The following is a 17,489-nucleotide window of genomic DNA, read 5'->3' as shown; positions in this document are numbered from 1 at the left end:
CCCCTATATAATCTGCGTGTTTTTTTGTACATCTTTTCTTATAAATCTATGTTTTTTAGAGTTTAGTAGTGTAAACATCGAAATAACGTTAAATACCAAAACCATACCTCCCATAATTAAATAAGTACGGGAAAAACCTACGCTATCATATAATCCTCCCGCTATGGGTGAAAGAACTGAAGCACCTATTTGTGAAGCGAATTGGAATCCAACCAAATAAAGTATAGAAGATAGGCGTGTGTCAAAGTTAGCTGCCAAATATTTAAAGATAGCAATGAGCATAATAGGAAGTTCTAATGCATGAATAAGTTTCATCGAAGATATTCCGATTGGACCAACCACAAGCCCTGACCCAACAATACGAAATCCCATTAGAAATCCTGCTAAAATTAAACTATTTTTTGCACCGATCTTATTTACAATAAACGGTGCTGCGAACATCATTCCAGCTTCTAAAAATACTTGAAACGAATTTAAGTAGCCAAATACTTGGTTACCTATCGATTCAGTGGGAAACAAAGATGCATAATAGATAGGAAATTGCTGATCGTATACCCCATACACGCACGTAACGCCAACAACATAAATCATAAAAAACCAAAATTCCTTCAATAAGAATAAATTACCTACATCTCTCAGCGTAACGGATTCAGCTTTTTCCATTTCATAGCTGCTCATTTCTACTTTTACAGAAAAAATAATAGCCATTAGGATAACCGCTGAAACAGATGCCACCCAAAAGTTAATATGGGGATTAATATTAAATAGTTGTCCTGCAAAGAATGTAGCTGCAGCCCAGCCTAATGACCCCCACATTCTAGATTTTCCGTACTCAAATTTATATTTTCGGCTGACTTTCTCTATGTATGTTTCAATCGCTCCGATGCCCGCCAAAAACGCTACTCCTAAATATAAGCCTCCAATAATAGCTCCTATCAACACATTGTATTGAAGCAAGGGCCCATAAACAAAAATATAAAATGGTCCTACAAACACTAAAAGACAGCTAATAAAAAATAAAATGTGTTTCTTTAAACCTATCCTGTCAGATATATATCCGTACAAAGGCTGCATACACAAAGCAAAGATAGCGTTTACAGAAAAGATTAAGCCTGTAGCTGATCCGTTCAACTTAATCTCTTGCCCTAACCAGATAGAAAATAAAGAGTAGCTCGACGACCACGTAAAAAAGAAGAAGAAAAAATATGCACTCAGCTTCCAATATAAACTTTTTGAACTTTTCATTTTAGTTACCCCTTTAGCTTAAGATATAAAATCTTTTATCTAACAAAATGAAAGCACTTTCAATTTGATTTTATGTCAACCGGTTTCATATGTCAACCGGTTTCACATTTTATATTGCAAAAAGATTATATTAGGTGTAAAAGTGGGCTTTGTGGTATGTTTAAATTGTTTAATAAACCGTTTACAATCCTTACATTGATTTTTATCGATCAAAATAAAACGTAACGACTGGAAAGCTACTTGCTTGACTGCATTTATTTTAGCTTTTGCATGTCTGATATATACTATAAAAGCAAGGTTTTGGAGAAATTAGGAGGAAACTAGATGAAAGCCAAAATTAGTGATGTAGCAAAAATTGCAGGTGTTTCACCGACTACCGTTTCTCGTGTATTAAATAACCGTGGTTACATAAGTAAAGAAACGCGAGAAAATGTTTATAAAGCAATGAAAGAAATTAATTATTTCCCAAATGATATTGCGCGTTCATTATTTAATAAGCGAACAAATTTAATCGTATGATTGTTCCGCAAACGAGCAATCCTTTTTTCGGAGAGTTAGCCTTTCACATTGAAAGTATATGTGCTTCTCTTAACTACAAAGTACTTCTTTGTAACAGCCTTAATCGAATTGATAAAGAAAAAAAATACGTAGAAATGCTCATCAGAAATCAGGTAGATGGTGTTATTGCCGTTACTTATAATAGAGGTATTTTTGATTCAGAAAGTCAAAGTCTTCCTGTGGTAGCAGTGGATCATTATTTATCAAAAAATATTCCTACCGTATCTTCTGATAACTATTCTGGAGGAAAACAAGCCACGGAATTGCTCATTTCAAAAGATTGTAAGCATATTATTCATATTAACGGCCCCCTTAAACTCGAAACTCCAGCTAATTTAAGAAGGAAAGCTTATGAAAACGTGATGAAAAAGTACGGAAAACAGCCTATTACGTATGAAATTTCAAATACCTTCGACCGCAACATCCAGCGAGAAACTATTTCTAAGGTTTTTGAAGAAAATCCGGAAGTAGATGGTATTTTTGCAAGTGATGACTTACTTGCAGCTTTAGTAATCGCTGAAGCACAAAAAAGAGGAAAAAATATCCCAAGAGACTTAAAAATTGTGGGCTATGACGGAACGGAGGCCAGTCAGACCTTGTTACCTGGTCTAACTACAGTTCAACAGCCAATTGAATCGATTGCTCAAACAGCCATTGATATTTTACTAAAAGAAATTGAAGGAGAATTTAGTAATGTCCCCCATGAAATCTGTCTTCCAGTTAAGCTTCTAGAAGGACAAACAACGTAAGAATACGTTTTTTATAAAATAAATATCAGTTTATTGCATATTCTTCTTCTTTTATTCACACCTTAACGTTACAGAAAGGAGTTGAATACAATGGCAAACAACAAAAGCAGCAATAATAATGAATTATTAGTATACGGAGCTGAACAAGCAATCGATCAAATGAAATATGAAATCGCTAGCGAGTTCGGAGTAAATTTAGGAGCTGACACTACTGCACGTGCAAACGGATCAGTAGGCGGCGAAATCACAAAACGTCTTGTACAATTAGCTGAGCAACAACTTGGCGGCGGACGTTTCTAAGACAATTTCATACACACCATGACTTAAGGAAGAATGGATATCCATTCTTCCTTTTCATATATTTACTTTCCATCTTTATATAAAAATTATTATTCTTCCTCCTCTTTACTGACTGATTTTATTTTTCCTTTCTTTAGTACAGCGCTGATTCCTAAACAACAGACAGCTGCTATCCATCCGGAGATGAGAAAATAAACGGAAGTATTTGCAAAGAGTGTGCCTATTAAAATAAACAGGCCTCCAAGAATAATAAAAAAGACGTGACCCTCACCATTTCTTTTCACCTTCATCACCTCTCCCTACGTATACAAACGAATATTCAGATACAAAAGAAACTTCTTGATAAACAAGAAGTTTTCTTCGTGCGTTCCTTTTTTAATAAAAAGTAAAGGTGTTTTCTTTTTATTTATTCAACGAAACCCCTCAATATTCTTATCAATTACATGCTATTCAATAATTTCTGCAGTTTTATACTCTTTCATAAATACATCAATAACATCTCCTGCTTCTTCGTTCTCCTCTTCCATTTGAACGAGTATTTCGTTTTGTGCATTTACCGAAAGGATTCTGACATCCGACATTCGGTTTATATCCAGCTGCAGTTCCAAATCTCTGGCAACTTCATCAGCTTTTAGTGAATCTTTGATAATATATCTGTGGCTTCTCATAACATTCGCTCCTTTACGTTATATGAACGAATATAGTTTATCCAAACTATCAGCGCACAATGACATTTTTCTTGTATCTTTCATTTAAACAAAACAAAAAAACGGCTTTTCTCAGCCGTTTTTTTGTTTTGCTTTTCACTTATGAAAATGCATAGTTATTTCTTTATTTGACCGTTCTCTGTATCAGGTATCATACGCTTATTTATTCCGAATGCGTAAAAACTAATGACAACGAGAGCGAGGAAAATAATCCCTACAATAAGTGAAATACGCGTTTCATCATTAAACCACATGCCTGCAAGCACCATTAGTAGAAAAGCAATGGTTACATAATTCGTTACAGGCGCAAAAGGCATTTTGAAAGGATGACTATCCATTTCAGCACCTTTAGCTTTACGGAAACGAATTTGGCTGATAAGAATAATGAACCAAGGAATCATTCCCGGAAGCACGCTAGCGCTGTATACATAAACAAATACATTCGGTGGGGCGATGTAGTTTAAAATAACACCAATTACTAATCCAGTCATAACAGCGAGTGTGCTGTAAATTGGAACACCGTTACGAGAAATTTTTGTGAAGAATTTAGGTGCTTGACCGTTTATACCAAGCGTATAAAGCATGCGTCCTGCACTAAAAATTCCGCTATTACAGCCTGACATCGCTGCTGTAATAACTACAAAGTTAATAATACCTGCAGCTGCTGTAACACCAACTTTAGCAAATGTAGATACAAATGGACTTCCTAAAGAATCTAACTCATTCCACGGATATACCGTCACGATGACAAAAATTGCTCCAATATAAAAAATTAAGATTCGCCAAATGATGCTTTGAATTGCGCTTGTTAACGTTTTTTTAGGATCCTTTGCTTCACCAGCTGTAATACCAATTAGCTCGACTCCTTGATAAGCTGCAATAACAAGAGATAGGGCAAAGAAAAAGCCTGACCATCCGCCTGCAAAGAAGCCGCCGTGTGCCCAAAGGTTTGATAACCCGATTGCGTCTCCACCATTTCCAAATCCAAAGAAAATTAACCCAAGTCCTGCGATAATCATTAAAATAATTGTTACAATCTTAATCATCGCAAACCAAAATTCAAACTCTCCAAATGATTTTACTGAAATTAAGTTTGCTACACCTAAAATCAACATGGCGATAATACCAGGCACCCAAGCTGGTAAATGAGGGAACCAGTAATGCATGTATGCTCCTACCGCTATAATTTCAGACATCCCTACGATTACAAATTGAAACCAGTTGCTCCACGCAGCCATATAACCTGCTAATGGATGAATATATTTGTGGCCAAATGTAGCGAATGAACCTGTGCTTGGTTCCATGTACAGCATTTCGCCCATGGCACGCATAATAAAGAAAATAAACATTCCGCAGATTGCGTAAGCAAGCAATACCGATGGACCTGTCCATTGGATGGTGCTTGCTGATCCCATAAATAATCCAACGCCAATTGTTCCGCCTAGCGCGATCATTTGAATGTGACGGGATTCTAAGCCTCTTTTTAGCTCTTTGTCTGCCATTCCATTTCCTCCTCCTAAACTTGTTATAGCTCTGTTAGGAAAGATACTTTTTGTGTCTGATGGAACAGCTATCGTTTTTAAAACCTTCCATTTTTACCTAGTACCTTTACAACTAAACTATTTTTTCTATTTTTAGCTATTCGACTGTATAATTACTTATTTTATAATAATAAATTTCCCTGAGAAATACAATTGTTTTTTTCAGAAAAACACTCAAGTGAACCTTTCACCTTCATTAAATCAATCACCTCAGTGAAATAGTTTTTTATTTCAGCATAATTTAAATTTTATGAATATTTAAAATAGATATAGGCGCAGGGTGCCGGAACACTCTATTTCTTAAGGATAACGAAATGAAACCGCTACTTAATCGAAAAAATTCCTTTCTTCTACTTTTACGTTTTTTCTTTCTCTTCTTAGGGAAAGTATCTATAGAAAATAGAGATGAGGAGGGATTTTTCATGTGGCAAGCTGCGATGTGGGGCGGAATTTCAGGATCAGCTGTCCTTCTTGGTGCTTTGGCAGCAGTTTTTTTGCCTATCCGCAAAAAGATAATTGGTTATATTATGGCTTTTGGGACAGGTGTATTAATCGGAGCATCTACCTATGAGCTGCTTGGAGACTCGGTTCATAACGGCGGGTTAAAAGCTACTTCTCTTGGGTTCCTTGCGGGGGCTGTCGTTTTTACTTTTTTAGACTATCTAATTTCACGTCAAGGAGCGAATAAAAGAAAGAGGTCTACCAAACAAATGGCTGCAAATAGTTCTGGAATTGCTATATTTATAGGAACCGTAATGGATGCAATCCCGGAGTCTATTATGATTGGGGCTAGCTTAATCGAAAATGCAACCGTTAGCTGGCTTCTTGTTATCGCTATTTTTATAAGTAATATTCCTGAAGGACTGTCCAGTACGACCGGTCTAGTAAAAAGCGGATTCTCTAAAAAGAAAATTTTTTTACTATGGGCAGCTGTTTTGTTCATTTCAGCTTTTAGTTCATGGACAGGCTTTGTTTTTTTAGACCATGCATCTGAGACACTTATGGCTGCTATTGCTGCTTTTGCCGGCGGCGGTATTATTGCTATGGTAGGTTCTACAATGATGCCAGAGGCCTATGAAGAAGGAGGTTCTATTACAGGATTGATTGCTGCACTTGGATTACTTGCTTCACTGATACTGGATCATTTTTCTTAATCGTCTTCATACTACTTCTATCGTTTCCAAGTAGAAAAGAGAAAGCCTTCTACTTGGAGACATTTATTTCAATCACATTATTATGAATGTGTCTTCTTAGTAAGTAAAATCGTAGTTTTCTTTTATTTCCCGAGTAAAAGCTTTCCAATCCGTAGCTTCAAATTCTGCGTTGCGTGCTTTTAACTCTTTTTCCATTCCTTGAATCTCTTGAACAGCTTCTATAGTTCTTTCACTTCCTGGCCCTACTCTCCAAATTAATTCTTTGTATTCTTGTATTTTCTGTCGCAGTGAAGCGTTATCCATTTCTACATATTTTGACATGTTTCTAAGCTCCTTTTTCTTATTTCTCTTAACCATATCATATTTCATATAAATTTTTTTAAGATTAATTTTAACTTAATAAATACTACTATACAGGGCTTCGTGGCCTGATAATTTTGAGAAAAATCTAATTTTGAGAAAAAATATAAAATAACCAGTTTAATCCTTTTTTGACCGGGAAGACAGACTATGAATTCAAATTTATTAGGAGGGATGCAAGATGGCAACTAATAAAAAGAATGAAAAAATGAGTCGTGAAGAAGCAGGAAGAAAAGGTGGAAAAGCTACTTCCAAAAATCATGACAAAGAGTTTTACCAAGAAATTGGTGAAAAAGGCGGAGAAGCTACTTCCAAAAATCAAGGTAAAGAATTTTACGAGGAAATTGGAAAAAAAGGCGGCAGATCCAGCAGCAGCCAGCGTAATAATTAACTAGTATTTGAAGTATATAAACAACTCGAAGAAGAAAAGTTCCTTATAGTACAAGCCACAGGAACTTTTCTTCTTCTAACTAATCTTCTCCATCTCTTCATGGTAATGGGCTAACGATTGATCTTTTATGAATGAGAATAGTTCTGAATTAATAAAAGGAATCAATTTCTTTCCTATCTCCCAAGCATTACATTCAATTTGATACAAAAAACCTATATCGTCTGTTTGATCAAACTTTGCACTCAAAGACAAAAGGTCTCCATCTAGCGCATGACCTAATTCGTGAGCTAAAATAATCCATTGATAAGATTCTAAACACTCATTTGAACCAACCAAGTGCTGACACTGTATTTTAATATCTTTTTCATATAAAAAAATAGAATGCGTGCTAGGAACGTACTTTCCGCCTACACAGCGCGTTCCAGGAAACTCATCTTCAATAACTAGCTTTATTGTTGGATCTACTCCATGAACAAAATCATGTAAATTCATAAAATCCCCCACTTCTTTTCTCCAAACTTTAACTTTTTCCCAAAAATACATGTACAGGTTTACAATTATACATACGTTTATCTAAAATAACGTATGTATGGTTTTTTTTCAATATATACACAGCTATACGTAAAAAAGCAGTGCTTCAACTTTTATATTGCCCGCTTATCCTTACAGTTTGGTATGTAAAATTGTATTAACGATATCGACTCGAATATTCTAGGATGCTGCGCAGCATTTGACGTGTACTCTGTGATTCATTTGTGCGTTCTTTATATTCAAGAGGACGACTAGGAGTTGACTTATTTTCTTCTTTATATTGAGAATTTTTGTTTTCTAGCACGTTTTTTCACTTCCCTATCTCTATTTTATCAAGAGCAGCTCAAAGCTGCTCTTTTGGTTGTCATTCTTTTACTTGTTATGACGGCTTACTTTTGCTTTTTGAAGCTCATCTGTATGAATATCGTTTGATAAAATACTTTTATTCACATTATCGACAGCAGCTGCACTGCTGCTGACTCCTTGGTTTTTGCTTTTATTTTGTTTACTCATTCCATCCACCTCCATGTGTAACGTCTATATTTTATGGAGTTATAAAAAGAAAATAAGAGGTAGTATTAGGAAAATGTTCTTCTTTTCTCTTTGCTTGCATCCTCATATTGAATAAAAAACAAAATCTCCATATTTAACAGAATGCACCAGAAATAAATGTTCATACTAAGAGTAGAAATTCTGCATATTCATTTTGAAAATATAGGAGGAAATAAGTGTGAGTACAAATAGAAACACACTATCCATTTTTGCTTTAGGCGGCATTAATGAAATAGGAAAAAATATGTATGCCGTTCAATATGATGATGACATCATTGTAATTGACTGCGGCTCTAAATTTCCTGACGAAAGTTTATTAGGAATTGATTTGATTATACCTGATATTACATACTTACAAGAGAATCGAGAAAAAGTTCGAGCACTGGTTGTTACGCATGGTCATGAAGATCATATTGGAGGTATTCCTTATCTTTTAAAACAGTTGAAACTTCCAATTTATGCAACAAGCCTTACCCTTGGATTAATTGACATTAAACTCCAGGAACATCAATTATCTGCAGAGACGGAGCTTATTGAAATCAACGAAGAGTCAGAAATTACATTAGGAAATATTCCGCTTTCTTTTTTTAAAACGAATCACAGCATTCCAGATTGTCTTGGCATTGTCTTTCATACGCCTGAAGGAGCTGTTGTGCATACCGGGGATTTTAAGTTTGATTTAACTCCTGTTAACGACCAATATCCAGATCTTCATAAAATGGCGAAAATCGGCAGTGAAGGTGTACTGGCTTTAATATCAGAAAGTACAAATGCTGAACGCCCTGGATTTACGCCTTCAGAAAAGCTAGTTGGCAAACATGTAGAAGAAGCTTTTCGTAAAGCAAAGCGAAAAGTAATTATTTCTACTTTCGCCTCGAATGTTAACCGCGTACAGCAAATTGTAGATGCAGCGATTAAAACGAACAGAAAACTTGCGCTGCTAGGAAGAAGCATGGTTAACGTTGTATCAGTTGCGTTAGAGAAAGGGTATTTAACCATTCCTGAAGGGATGCTAATTGAACCTTATGAAGTACATTCACTTGCGCCTGAACAAGTCGCTATCCTCTGCACTGGAAGCCAAGGCGAGCCGATGGCCGCTCTATCTAGATTAGCCAGCGGAAATCACCGGCAAGTAGAGATTCTTCCTGAAGACACGGTCATTTTATCAGCAGGGCCTATTCCTGGCAATGAACGTAATATTTCCCGTATTGTCGACAGTCTTTTCACACTCGGGGCTCATGTAATTTACGGTTCAGGAAGCGCAACAGGTATGCACGTATCAGGACATGGCTATCAAGAAGAACTAAAATTAATGGCTACATTGATGAAGCCAAAGTATTTTATCCCTATTCACGGTGAGTTTCGAATGCTTCATCACCACAGTTTATTAGCAGAGTCCGTCGGGGTGGAAAAAGAGAACATTTTTATTATAAATAACGGTGATATTGTTGACATCAAGGGCGGAACAGCTGTTCAAACAAGAAAAATCCCTGCAGGCAATGTATATGTAGATGGGTTTGGCATTGGGGATGTTGGCAACGCGATTTTACGTGACCGCAAACAGCTTTCAGAAGATGGTATGCTGGTTATTGTTATTACTCTGAATAAAGCGGAAGGGAAAATTGTGTCTGGTCCAGATACCATTTCACGAGGATTTGTTTATACCAGAGATTCAGAGCAGTTATTGAAAGATGTTAATCGACAAGTGACTAAAATTGTAAATCAATTACAAAAAGCTCATGTTCACCAATGGAGCATTATGAAAAAAGAAATCAAGACAACGCTTGGCCAATTTTTATATAACCAAACCAAAAGAAGACCTATGATCCTTCCCATCATTATTGAAGTTTGATTACTCAACTAAAAAACTGCCTTAGTCCCCACTAAGGCAGTTTTACTTTATAAATCCGAAGCTTAACCCAAAGTTAGAAGTTGCCCTTTATAGTTTATGAATAGGCACTCCCTTTATATGTATGGTTAAAAGTGTTAGGTGTATTTCTTCTTTTTTATCCCATTCTATAAGAGAGATATTTCACCGTAAATATCTTGTGAAAGTATCCTATCCTTGAGGTGATTATGATGAATGATAAAAATCAAGTAGATCAGCATTCAGAACTATTCCGCCACAACTGGACGAGACCGAAGCGTTCAAAGTCCCAAGTAAATGGACATACAGAGATGTCTCAAACGAATATCATCTTGCGAAGCAATGCAAAAGCTCATCGTTGGTAAGGATACACTTCAACAAAAAAAGACGCGTTCGCGTCTTTTTTTTTATTATTGGCCGTCTGCCCCGCTTTGAGTTATCTTGCGAATATGACCATCTTCATAATTATTTTCTCGTAGCGCTTTTGCTTTGTCATTTACTACTTGTTTTTGATCTACTTGTGAAGAAGGAGTCTGCTTGTTTTTTGGCATGATCATAACCACCTTTTATTTTTGTAATTGTACAACGTGCATAGTGTCCCTCATAAAGATTAAATATATGTTAGCTAGCGGCTTCTTCTTCTTTCCACTTATGGCGCAGTTTTAAAATAACAAGGCTTATAACAATTAAAAAGCCTAAGCTTGCAAAGAAACCTGGCCTGCTTGCAGATTCTAACAGCGTACCGCTTACCGCTAGCAGGATTAATAAGAGGCCAACAGCTTGTTTTACTTTATCCCAAACGGTTTGTTTGATTAAGCGATGAAAAGAAATTAAAATAAAGAACCAGTTATAAATTAGCATCAGTCCCGCTGCTGTTGTAATGTACTCGTAAATTTTCCCAGGCAATAGCAAGGAAAGAACAATAGAAACAACTAATCCCGCTGTTGTTAAAAGCAAAGCCGGTAAAGGAAACTGCAGCTTTTTCTTTTTTTGTTTTGAAAACAATGCAGGAGCATCTCCATCTTCTGAAAGAGTGACAATCATTGTTGTTACAGAAAAGAAAGACGCTGACATTGTTGAAAATCCAGCAACAATCATTGCTCCATTAAAAACATGAGGAAAAAATGGAAGATGATATGTTTCTAAAGCCGTTATAAAAGGACTTTGATTTCCATGAAAATCATGAAATGGCACAATTAAAATAGCTAAACTCAGTGAAACAATATAAATAATTCCAAGGAGAATAAGCATACTTCTTCCCGCTTTCGGTGCGTCTTCTTTTTTTTCTAAACGAACTGTCATGATCCCCATGACTTCGATGCCGCCAAAAGCATAAAAAGCATACAGCAAAGCGCCCCATAAACCTAAAAACCCGTGAGGAAATACTTCACTTAACGTTCGTGGCACTCCTTGTTTGGCACCTTGGTCAAGAAATCCAAATAAAGCGAGACTAGCTAATACAATAAACATTAAAATGGCAGCCACTTTTGTGACAGCAAATACATTTTCCATTCGTTCAAAGCCTTTTGTTCCGATTAATACAACAGCAATGCCTAAAACAGCATAAATAGAGGCAAAGACCCACAGTGGAATACCGTCAAACCAAAAACGTGTAAAAAGAGATAAAGCAGTGAGCTGACTCCCCATGATCAGCATCTCTGAACTCCAGTACACCCATCCGCTGCTAAATCCTGCCCATCTTCCATAAGCTTTTTTAGCATAGGAGCGAAACGAACCTTTTTGAGGATCTTGAGCACTCATTTTAGCAAGAGCGTCAAATACAATAAATGTACATACTGCTGCTAGTAAAAAAGCAATTAGTACAGAGGGACCCGTGGCTTTTATTGCAATACTTGATCCTAAAAAATAGCCTGTACCGATGATGCACCCTACTCCGATTAAAGACAGCTGCCACCATTTTAATTTCCCTTCAACTTGACTTCCGCAGCCTATTTTCTTTTTCATACTATCACTCCTTACACCTCGATGTAGTGTGTGATAGTTTGAAAAATTTATGCATAAAAAGAGGCAGCTTTCTACTATTTTTCAGCAGATAGAAAACGCTTTGAATTCAGTTCTGCTTTTTTCCCTTTTAAATAATGAATTGCTGTACAGCTTGCCAGCCGAAATATATACCAAATCCTATTAGAGAAAGGCCGGATATAACAGAAACTGCAGTCAAAAATGTCGCTGCTAAGTACCTTCGAAAAGTGCTTGCTAATGCTGCCATCGCAATATCCCAGCATAAAATCCCTGTAAAAATAGCACAGCTGTATAAAATGAGCTGTTCTGTTTCGTATGTATTAGCTGTTTTGGCTAAAACAGAGCCATAAATACCGAGCCAAAAAAGAATAGTAAGCGGGTTTGTTAATGAAATTAAAAAACCTGAAAAAAAACACTTTAATACCGAATCTCCTTTTGCGTTCCGATGCTGTGTAATTTTCCCTGCGCTCATTAACCCTTCAATACCGGTATAAATTAATACGAAGCATCCAAACGAGAAAAGAAACGTTTTCATAAAATCGCTGCTTAAAAAATGAACGGATCCAAAATAAACTACAAGCATATAAAGAGCGTCAACAGATGTTGCTCCTATCCCTAAGAACCAAGCATGTAAAAAACCATTTTTAATTCCTTTATCAAGCTGCGCTGCATTTATTGGACCGATTGGTGCCGCTAACGAGAGTCCTAATAATACATAGCTAAAGAAAGCCCCCACATACATCCCTTCTTCCATTAATTCTGAGATTTTATAAATTGAACTATGATAAATGTATGCAGCCTGCTTAGCTTGTACTACGTAATTTTTATTTTATTTCTAAATCCATTTGTATAGCTGCGTAAAACCAGCGCATGTTAACTGTAAATACTATACAGAAGGATGAGAGGCATGAATTCATACACCCATATTAAAGAAGCACTACAATTAGCTGAACAGGCTGTTTATCAAGGACAGATGAATTTGAATGGAGCTAATTTTCAAAATGCTCAAATGCATTTGAATATCGTTCAGCAGCAAATTAATGAACAAAAAGAAGCGACGTCTGGTGATAAAGAATTAAGACGAATGGAAGAACACTTAAGACACTTACGCGAAGCGCAGCAGGCTATTCAGCAAAATTTTTAATAAGGATAACAACAACCTTTTTTCACTTTTATACGAAAAATTAAAAAAGCTCTACGAACTCAGTGAGTTCGTAGAGCTTTTGATCTTCATCTGCAGCTTTTAAAAGCTGCGTAAAGAGTAACATTTTTTCTTTAGCCTTATACATACTTTCCGTAATCAGGACGAGCAATTTCATCGAAATTCTTCGTAAGCTTCAATAAATTAGTTGAAAGCCATTCTCCGGAAACCGGTTTTCCATGTCCGGTCACCGCCACAGACGGATGAAGTGACTGAAGCACTTCAACTGATCTTTTGGCAGATGCCCAGTCCGTAGTTAAATAACGAGGAGGACCGCTAATTTCCAATTCTTGCTCTAGTACATCCAGTAAATATTCTTGCTTAGTGGTAACAAAAGCATCTCCTGCGATAAGCGCAAGATCCTGCTTTCTAAAAAGAGAAATATGCCCTGGAGAATGACCAGGGGTGTGGATCCATTCCCATTTCGGCATATGAGGTACAGAGCCGTCGGCTGGTAAAGCTTGCACATGAGAGCCTAAATCAATGGCTTCCGTTGGAAAGAGTGGAGAAAGCTTTGCCACGAGCCCGCCTTCCACTGTACCATCTGGTGTAGGATAATTTTTTTTACCCGTCACATATGGAAGTTCAAGTGGATGTGCATATACCGGTATGTTCCACTTCTCCACTAGTTCAATAATAGATCCAATATGATCAAAATGTGCATGTGTAAGAATAATTGCTTTTGGTTTTTTTTCTTTTCCAAACCTTTCTTCTGCCTCTTTGATAATCATAGAAGCCGAATTAGGCATTCCCGCATCCACAAGTACAAAACTATTTTCTTTGTCTGGATTTCCTATAAAACATACGTTAACAATCTGTGTAGTGTAGCTGTAGATATCCGGCGCCACTTCGACTCCTTTTCCACTGGCTATAGAGCTCATGGGAATGAAACTTTCCGTTGATGAACTTCCGTGCATCTCTCTATTCAATTTATAATTCCCTCCTTTAACGTGTCACTTCATATACGTGATACACGTTTATGCTATCCACCTTTGCTTTCGTTATTCTTTCTTTAACTGGCTCTCTTTTATGTATCCATAAAAAAAGAAAGGAGAAAAACTCCTTTCTTTTTTTACATCAATTATACTTTTGCCGGAACTTTAACGCCCATGATCGCCTTTGGCTCTAGATATTCTTCAATACCAAATGCTCCCCACTCGCGTCCAATACCAGATTGCTTAAATCCACCGAATGGTGCAGCTCTGTCTTGCTCGGCATCGTTGACGATAATTTGACCAGCTCTAATATTCTTAGCAACATAGTCAAGCGTTTCTTGGTCTTTTCCGACCGCATAGCCTGCAAGTCCATAAATTGTATCATTTGCAATTTCAAGAGCTTGCTCTAGATCATCATACGTAATAATAGTTGTTACAGGTCCAAAGATTTCTTCTTGTGCAATAACCATATCATTTGAAACGTCAGTAAAGACTGTCGGTTTAACAAAGTATCCTGTCTCTAAGCCGTCTGGTTTGCCCGTTCCGCCAGTAAGAAGTTTTGCACCTTCATCCATTCCTTTTTTAATATAATCCTGTACGCGATCCCACTGCTTTTCCGCTACGAGCGGTCCAGTTACGTTGTCTTTATTTAATGGATCACCAACTGGGAATGATGGTAGAACCTTCTTCACTGCTTCTTCAAATTTTTCTTTCATAGAGGCAGGAATGATAATGCGCGTTGCTGCCGTACATACTTGCCCTGTATTCATTGCAATGTGTGAAACTGCTATTTTAGCCGCTTCTTCTACATCCGCATCCTCTAATACAACTAGCGGTGATTTCCCGCCTAGCTCAAGCGCTACTTTTTTGATGGTTTTAGCCGCGTTTTGCATAATTTTCTCGCCTACAGCACCTGATCCTGTAAATGATACAAAATCAATGTCCGGGTGAGAACTAATACCGTCACCGATTGTACTTCCCGTTCCGTTTACAAGGTTAAAGGCACCTTTTGGTACACCAGCTTCATCAATGATCTCTGCTAATATCATCGCTGCATACGGTGTAAGTTCTGATGGTTTTAATACCATTGGACTTCCTGCTGCGATAGCTCCTGCAATTTTAGTAGACGTCTGATTTGTTGGGAAGTTCCATGGTGTAATAAGTCCGCTTACTCCAATAGACTCCTTCACGACCTTGTAGCTTCCATGATCTTTTTCAAATGTATAGTCTTCAAGTGCATTAGCTGCCTCTTTAAAGTGGCTAAGTCCCATTTCATAGTGAACTTCTTCTGAAACCTTTAAAGGAGCGCCAAGCTCTTCAGTCATAACTTCAATAAGCTCCTGTTTACGCTTTTCATATCCTTTTGCAATATTGCGAAGCATTTTAATTCGCTCTTCTTTTGTTGTTCTTGAAAATGTGGGAAGAGCTGTTTTAGCTGCTGCCACGGCTTTATCTAGATCTTCTTTTGTACCTAAGCTAATTTTACCAATTGATTTTTCAGTAGCAGGATTGATCACATCTGACGTTTCGTTTCCAGTTGATTCAACCCATTTCCCGTTAATAAAATGTTTTAAATTTGTACGCATTGATTTGATCTCTCCTTTTAGTTTATTACTTTTAGTTTGTTAATTGTTGAACTATGTCATCTAGTTTTTATCTACCCCCCTGTCTGCTTCTCAAACACCGCTTCTATTATTTTTTGTTTCTTTCACTGCCTTATCTCTTTTCCAATCCGCTTTTCACAGCTGAAATTATTTTCCCCCTGAAGCTTTTTAGTTCTTTATAACAAACAGAGATTGAATCATAACGAAATCAATCCCATCTAAAGATGAACAAACTGGATAAATGAGCTAGTACGGATTATTTGTGATATCGCTGTAGATTTTTGTGCAAGCCTTCGCTTTCCGCAGGCGGTCGATGAGTCTCCTCATCACTTCTCCTTCTGCGTGGTCTCACTAAATGAAACCTACATTCACCATAACCACAAAAAAATCCGAACGAGTTTGATTCTCCATCAAGAATCTCGGTTCCTCGTTCGGATCTTCCTTTAACTAAAACACTTTTGTTTCCCCCTCTTTTGTATTAATGTACTTCTTGTAAACGATGTACCGCTCTGCTTTCAATTAACGGTCCTGTTTGCTGTCTGTATTGTTGATAGTGAGGTGTTTCAATGTGAGCCTCAATATCTTCTTTGCTTTCCCATTTCTCATAAAAAACAAATGTGCCTGCTTTTTCTGTATCCTGGTGGAGAGTGTATTGAATACATCCTTTTTCTCCTCTTGATGGTTCAATAACTTTTACTAACTCTGATCGAAGCTCTTCTTCTTTTCCTGGCTTGGCTTTCAAAATGGCGTTAATAATAATTTCTGACATCGTTTTTCCTCATTTCTTTTAAAAATATTTCCCATAAAAAGCTTCCCTCTTTTTGTATTTATTACACTGATTATCATATTTTTTGTATGATGATTGATTTCTCTAGTCCAAGACAGCAAAACATCCATGTTATCTACAGCGGTCTTTCTTGATACTGTTGATAAAAAAGCCTGTAGGCTATAAGCCTACAGGCTTTTTTACATCTTATTTCAATAATTGTTTCACGACTGCTTTTGCTACACTGATTGTTGACTGAGGATTTTGACCTGTTATTAGGTTTCCATCTGCTTGTACATTATCTGTCCAGTTTGGAGCAATTACTACATTTGCACCAAGTTCACGCAAACGTGTTTCCAAAAGAAACGGCATGAAGCGATCCAATGTTGTTTCACGTTCTTCATCATCTGTAAACGCAGCGACATCTTTTCCTTCGACCAACGGCTTTTCATCTGATAATGTAACACCTACTAAACCTGCGGGTCCGTGGCATACAGCGGCTACTACTTTGTCTCCTTCGTATAGTTCACGAATTAAAGCGTGGAGCGTTTGATTATCTGGTAGATCAAACATTGTGCCGTGACCGCCTGGTAAGAAAACAGCATCGAATTTAGCACTGTCTGTAATTGTACCAAGTTTTAGGGTATTCTCTAGATGCTTAGCTGTATTCAAGATTTCTTGAGAAGTCTCTCCTTCAAGGCTGCGAGCATCCACCGGCGCTTTTCCTCCTAGAGGACTTGCTACAGTAATCGTAAATCCAGCTTTTTCGAACTCTACGTACGCTTCACCAAATTCTGAAAGCCAAAGGCCTGTTGGATGATTTTCTTTCATTTTGTCAGCCGTTGTTACGACCATTAATATATGTTTAGACATAGTAACGTCCTCCTGTAAATAAAGATAGTATTTTCTGTTTCCGCCTTACACACCATATTGTAAGAGAGGAATTACTATAATACAAATTAGAAAATATCTACTTATCTATAAATATTTTTATAGATAATGTGGATGTCTTTGTTAATAAAGCATCTGCGAAAAAGCAACCATA

20 protein-coding genes and 2 pseudogenes are annotated in these 17,489 nt (G+C 36.9%); 7 read left to right on the top strand and 15 right to left on the bottom strand.

Annotated elements, in window-relative coordinates; genetic code table 11:
* Positions 1–3: 3 nt before the first annotated feature.
* Entirely contained in the window at positions 4–1,245 is a 1,242-nt protein-coding gene (locus tag ACN6NE_RS18865) for an MFS transporter (RefSeq protein WP_129707436.1), read from the bottom strand.
* Between the two features lie 324 nt (positions 1,246–1,569).
* On the opposite strand from ACN6NE_RS18865, the pseudogene ACN6NE_RS18860 reads away from it, so the two are divergent.
* Positions 1,570–2,552, top strand: a pseudogene (locus ACN6NE_RS18860) (LacI family DNA-binding transcriptional regulator).
* Positions 2,553–2,642: 90 nt separating this feature from the next.
* Positions 2,643–2,852: an alpha/beta-type small acid-soluble spore protein gene (locus ACN6NE_RS18855; RefSeq protein ID WP_013058452.1), complete on the top strand. Its 210-nt coding sequence runs from the start codon at positions 2,643–2,645 to the stop codon at positions 2,850–2,852.
* An 89-nt stretch (positions 2,853–2,941) separates the two neighbouring features.
* Here the strand turns inward: ACN6NE_RS18855 and ACN6NE_RS18850 are convergent, their stop codons facing one another.
* The 3 genes from ACN6NE_RS18850 to ACN6NE_RS18840 all read right to left on the bottom strand — a co-directional run bounded on the left by ACN6NE_RS18850 (position 2,942) and on the right by ACN6NE_RS18840 (position 5,061).
* Entirely contained in the window at positions 2,942–3,142 is a 201-nt protein-coding gene (locus ACN6NE_RS18850) for a hypothetical protein (RefSeq protein ID WP_303533160.1), read from the bottom strand.
* A 156-nt stretch (positions 3,143–3,298) separates the two neighbouring features.
* Positions 3,299–3,520: a hypothetical protein gene (locus tag ACN6NE_RS18845; RefSeq protein ID WP_013056286.1), complete on the bottom strand. Its 222-nt coding sequence runs from the start codon at positions 3,518–3,520 to the stop codon at positions 3,299–3,301.
* 155 nt (positions 3,521–3,675) lie between these two features.
* Positions 3,676–5,061, bottom strand: a complete 1,386-nt coding sequence (locus tag ACN6NE_RS18840; protein ID WP_129707430.1) for an amino acid permease — start codon at positions 5,059–5,061, stop codon at positions 3,676–3,678.
* A 461-nt stretch (positions 5,062–5,522) separates the two neighbouring features.
* Between ACN6NE_RS18840 and ACN6NE_RS18835 the strand changes: the two genes are divergently transcribed.
* Positions 5,523–6,254 (top strand): ZIP family metal transporter, encoded by a 732-nt coding sequence (locus ACN6NE_RS18835; RefSeq protein ID WP_129707427.1) that lies wholly within the window; start codon positions 5,523–5,525, stop codon positions 6,252–6,254.
* A gap of 96 nt (positions 6,255–6,350) precedes the next feature.
* Here ACN6NE_RS18835 and ACN6NE_RS18830 read toward each other — a convergent pair whose 3' ends face one another.
* A complete protein-coding gene (locus ACN6NE_RS18830; protein ID WP_013056283.1) occupies positions 6,351–6,575 on the bottom strand; it encodes a hypothetical protein in 225 nt (74 codons plus the stop codon).
* A 220-nt stretch (positions 6,576–6,795) separates the two neighbouring features.
* On the opposite strand from ACN6NE_RS18830, the pseudogene ACN6NE_RS18825 reads away from it, so the two are divergent.
* Positions 6,796–6,999 (top strand): annotated as a pseudogene (locus ACN6NE_RS18825) (KGG domain-containing protein); the annotation flags it as partial.
* Between the two features lie 81 nt (positions 7,000–7,080).
* On the opposite strand, the gene ACN6NE_RS18820 reads toward ACN6NE_RS18825, so the two are convergent.
* The 3 genes from ACN6NE_RS18820 to ACN6NE_RS18810 all read right to left on the bottom strand — a co-directional run bounded on the left by ACN6NE_RS18820 (position 7,081) and on the right by ACN6NE_RS18810 (position 8,049).
* Positions 7,081–7,497: a hypothetical protein gene (locus ACN6NE_RS18820; RefSeq protein WP_474326503.1), complete on the bottom strand. Its 417-nt coding sequence runs from the start codon at positions 7,495–7,497 to the stop codon at positions 7,081–7,083.
* A gap of 196 nt (positions 7,498–7,693) precedes the next feature.
* Positions 7,694–7,840, bottom strand: coding sequence for a hypothetical protein (locus ACN6NE_RS18815; RefSeq protein ID WP_165351703.1), 147 nt, complete (start codon positions 7,838–7,840; stop codon positions 7,694–7,696).
* Between the two features lie 68 nt (positions 7,841–7,908).
* A complete protein-coding gene (locus ACN6NE_RS18810; protein WP_013082478.1) occupies positions 7,909–8,049 on the bottom strand; it encodes a hypothetical protein in 141 nt (46 codons plus the stop codon).
* Between the two features lie 217 nt (positions 8,050–8,266).
* Between ACN6NE_RS18810 and ACN6NE_RS18805 the strand changes: the two genes are divergently transcribed.
* Together ACN6NE_RS18805 and ACN6NE_RS18800 are read left to right on the top strand one after the other, a co-directional pair.
* Complete coding sequence (locus tag ACN6NE_RS18805) at positions 8,267–9,940, top strand: ribonuclease J (protein ID WP_129707423.1); 1,674 nt, start codon at positions 8,267–8,269, stop codon at positions 9,938–9,940.
* Between the two features lie 227 nt (positions 9,941–10,167).
* Complete coding sequence (locus ACN6NE_RS18800) at positions 10,168–10,320, top strand: YpzG family protein (RefSeq protein WP_013056278.1); 153 nt, start codon at positions 10,168–10,170, stop codon at positions 10,318–10,320.
* A 45-nt stretch (positions 10,321–10,365) separates the two neighbouring features.
* Here ACN6NE_RS18800 and ACN6NE_RS18795 read toward each other — a convergent pair whose 3' ends face one another.
* The 3 genes from ACN6NE_RS18795 to ACN6NE_RS18785 form a co-directional block, all read right to left on the bottom strand.
* Entirely contained in the window at positions 10,366–10,506 is a 141-nt protein-coding gene (locus tag ACN6NE_RS18795; protein ID WP_164797559.1) for a hypothetical protein, read from the bottom strand.
* A gap of 70 nt (positions 10,507–10,576) precedes the next feature.
* Entirely contained in the window at positions 10,577–11,920 is a 1,344-nt protein-coding gene (locus tag ACN6NE_RS18790) for an amino acid permease (protein WP_129707421.1), read from the bottom strand.
* 127 nt (positions 11,921–12,047) lie between these two features.
* The gene (locus tag ACN6NE_RS18785) at positions 12,048–12,674 is read right to left on the bottom strand and encodes a LysE family transporter (protein WP_129707419.1); all 627 of its coding nucleotides are present in this window, start codon (positions 12,672–12,674) and stop codon (positions 12,048–12,050) included.
* 171 nt (positions 12,675–12,845) lie between these two features.
* Here ACN6NE_RS18785 and ACN6NE_RS18780 point away from each other — a divergent pair, with 171 nt between their 5' ends.
* Complete coding sequence (locus ACN6NE_RS18780) at positions 12,846–13,082, top strand: hypothetical protein (protein WP_129707417.1); 237 nt, start codon at positions 12,846–12,848, stop codon at positions 13,080–13,082.
* Positions 13,083–13,219: 137 nt separating this feature from the next.
* Here ACN6NE_RS18780 and ACN6NE_RS18775 read toward each other — a convergent pair whose 3' ends face one another.
* The 4 genes from ACN6NE_RS18775 to ACN6NE_RS18760 all read right to left on the bottom strand — a co-directional run bounded on the left by ACN6NE_RS18775 (position 13,220) and on the right by ACN6NE_RS18760 (position 17,317).
* The gene (locus ACN6NE_RS18775) at positions 13,220–14,068 is read right to left on the bottom strand and encodes an MBL fold metallo-hydrolase (RefSeq protein ID WP_474326496.1); all 849 of its coding nucleotides are present in this window, start codon (positions 14,066–14,068) and stop codon (positions 13,220–13,222) included.
* A 152-nt stretch (positions 14,069–14,220) separates the two neighbouring features.
* Positions 14,221–15,660 (bottom strand): aldehyde dehydrogenase family protein, encoded by a 1,440-nt coding sequence (locus ACN6NE_RS18770; protein WP_474326494.1) that lies wholly within the window; start codon positions 15,658–15,660, stop codon positions 14,221–14,223.
* Positions 15,661–16,156: 496 nt separating this feature from the next.
* The gene (locus ACN6NE_RS18765) at positions 16,157–16,447 is read right to left on the bottom strand and encodes a putative quinol monooxygenase (RefSeq protein WP_474326492.1); all 291 of its coding nucleotides are present in this window, start codon (positions 16,445–16,447) and stop codon (positions 16,157–16,159) included.
* Between the two features lie 204 nt (positions 16,448–16,651).
* Positions 16,652–17,317 (bottom strand): type 1 glutamine amidotransferase domain-containing protein, encoded by a 666-nt coding sequence (locus ACN6NE_RS18760; RefSeq protein WP_474326489.1) that lies wholly within the window; start codon positions 17,315–17,317, stop codon positions 16,652–16,654.
* Positions 17,318–17,489: the final 172 nt, after the last annotated feature.

The organism is Priestia sp. 53B2, from assembly GCF_056099005.1.
This window is presented reverse-complemented; position numbering and strand designations above follow the sequence as displayed.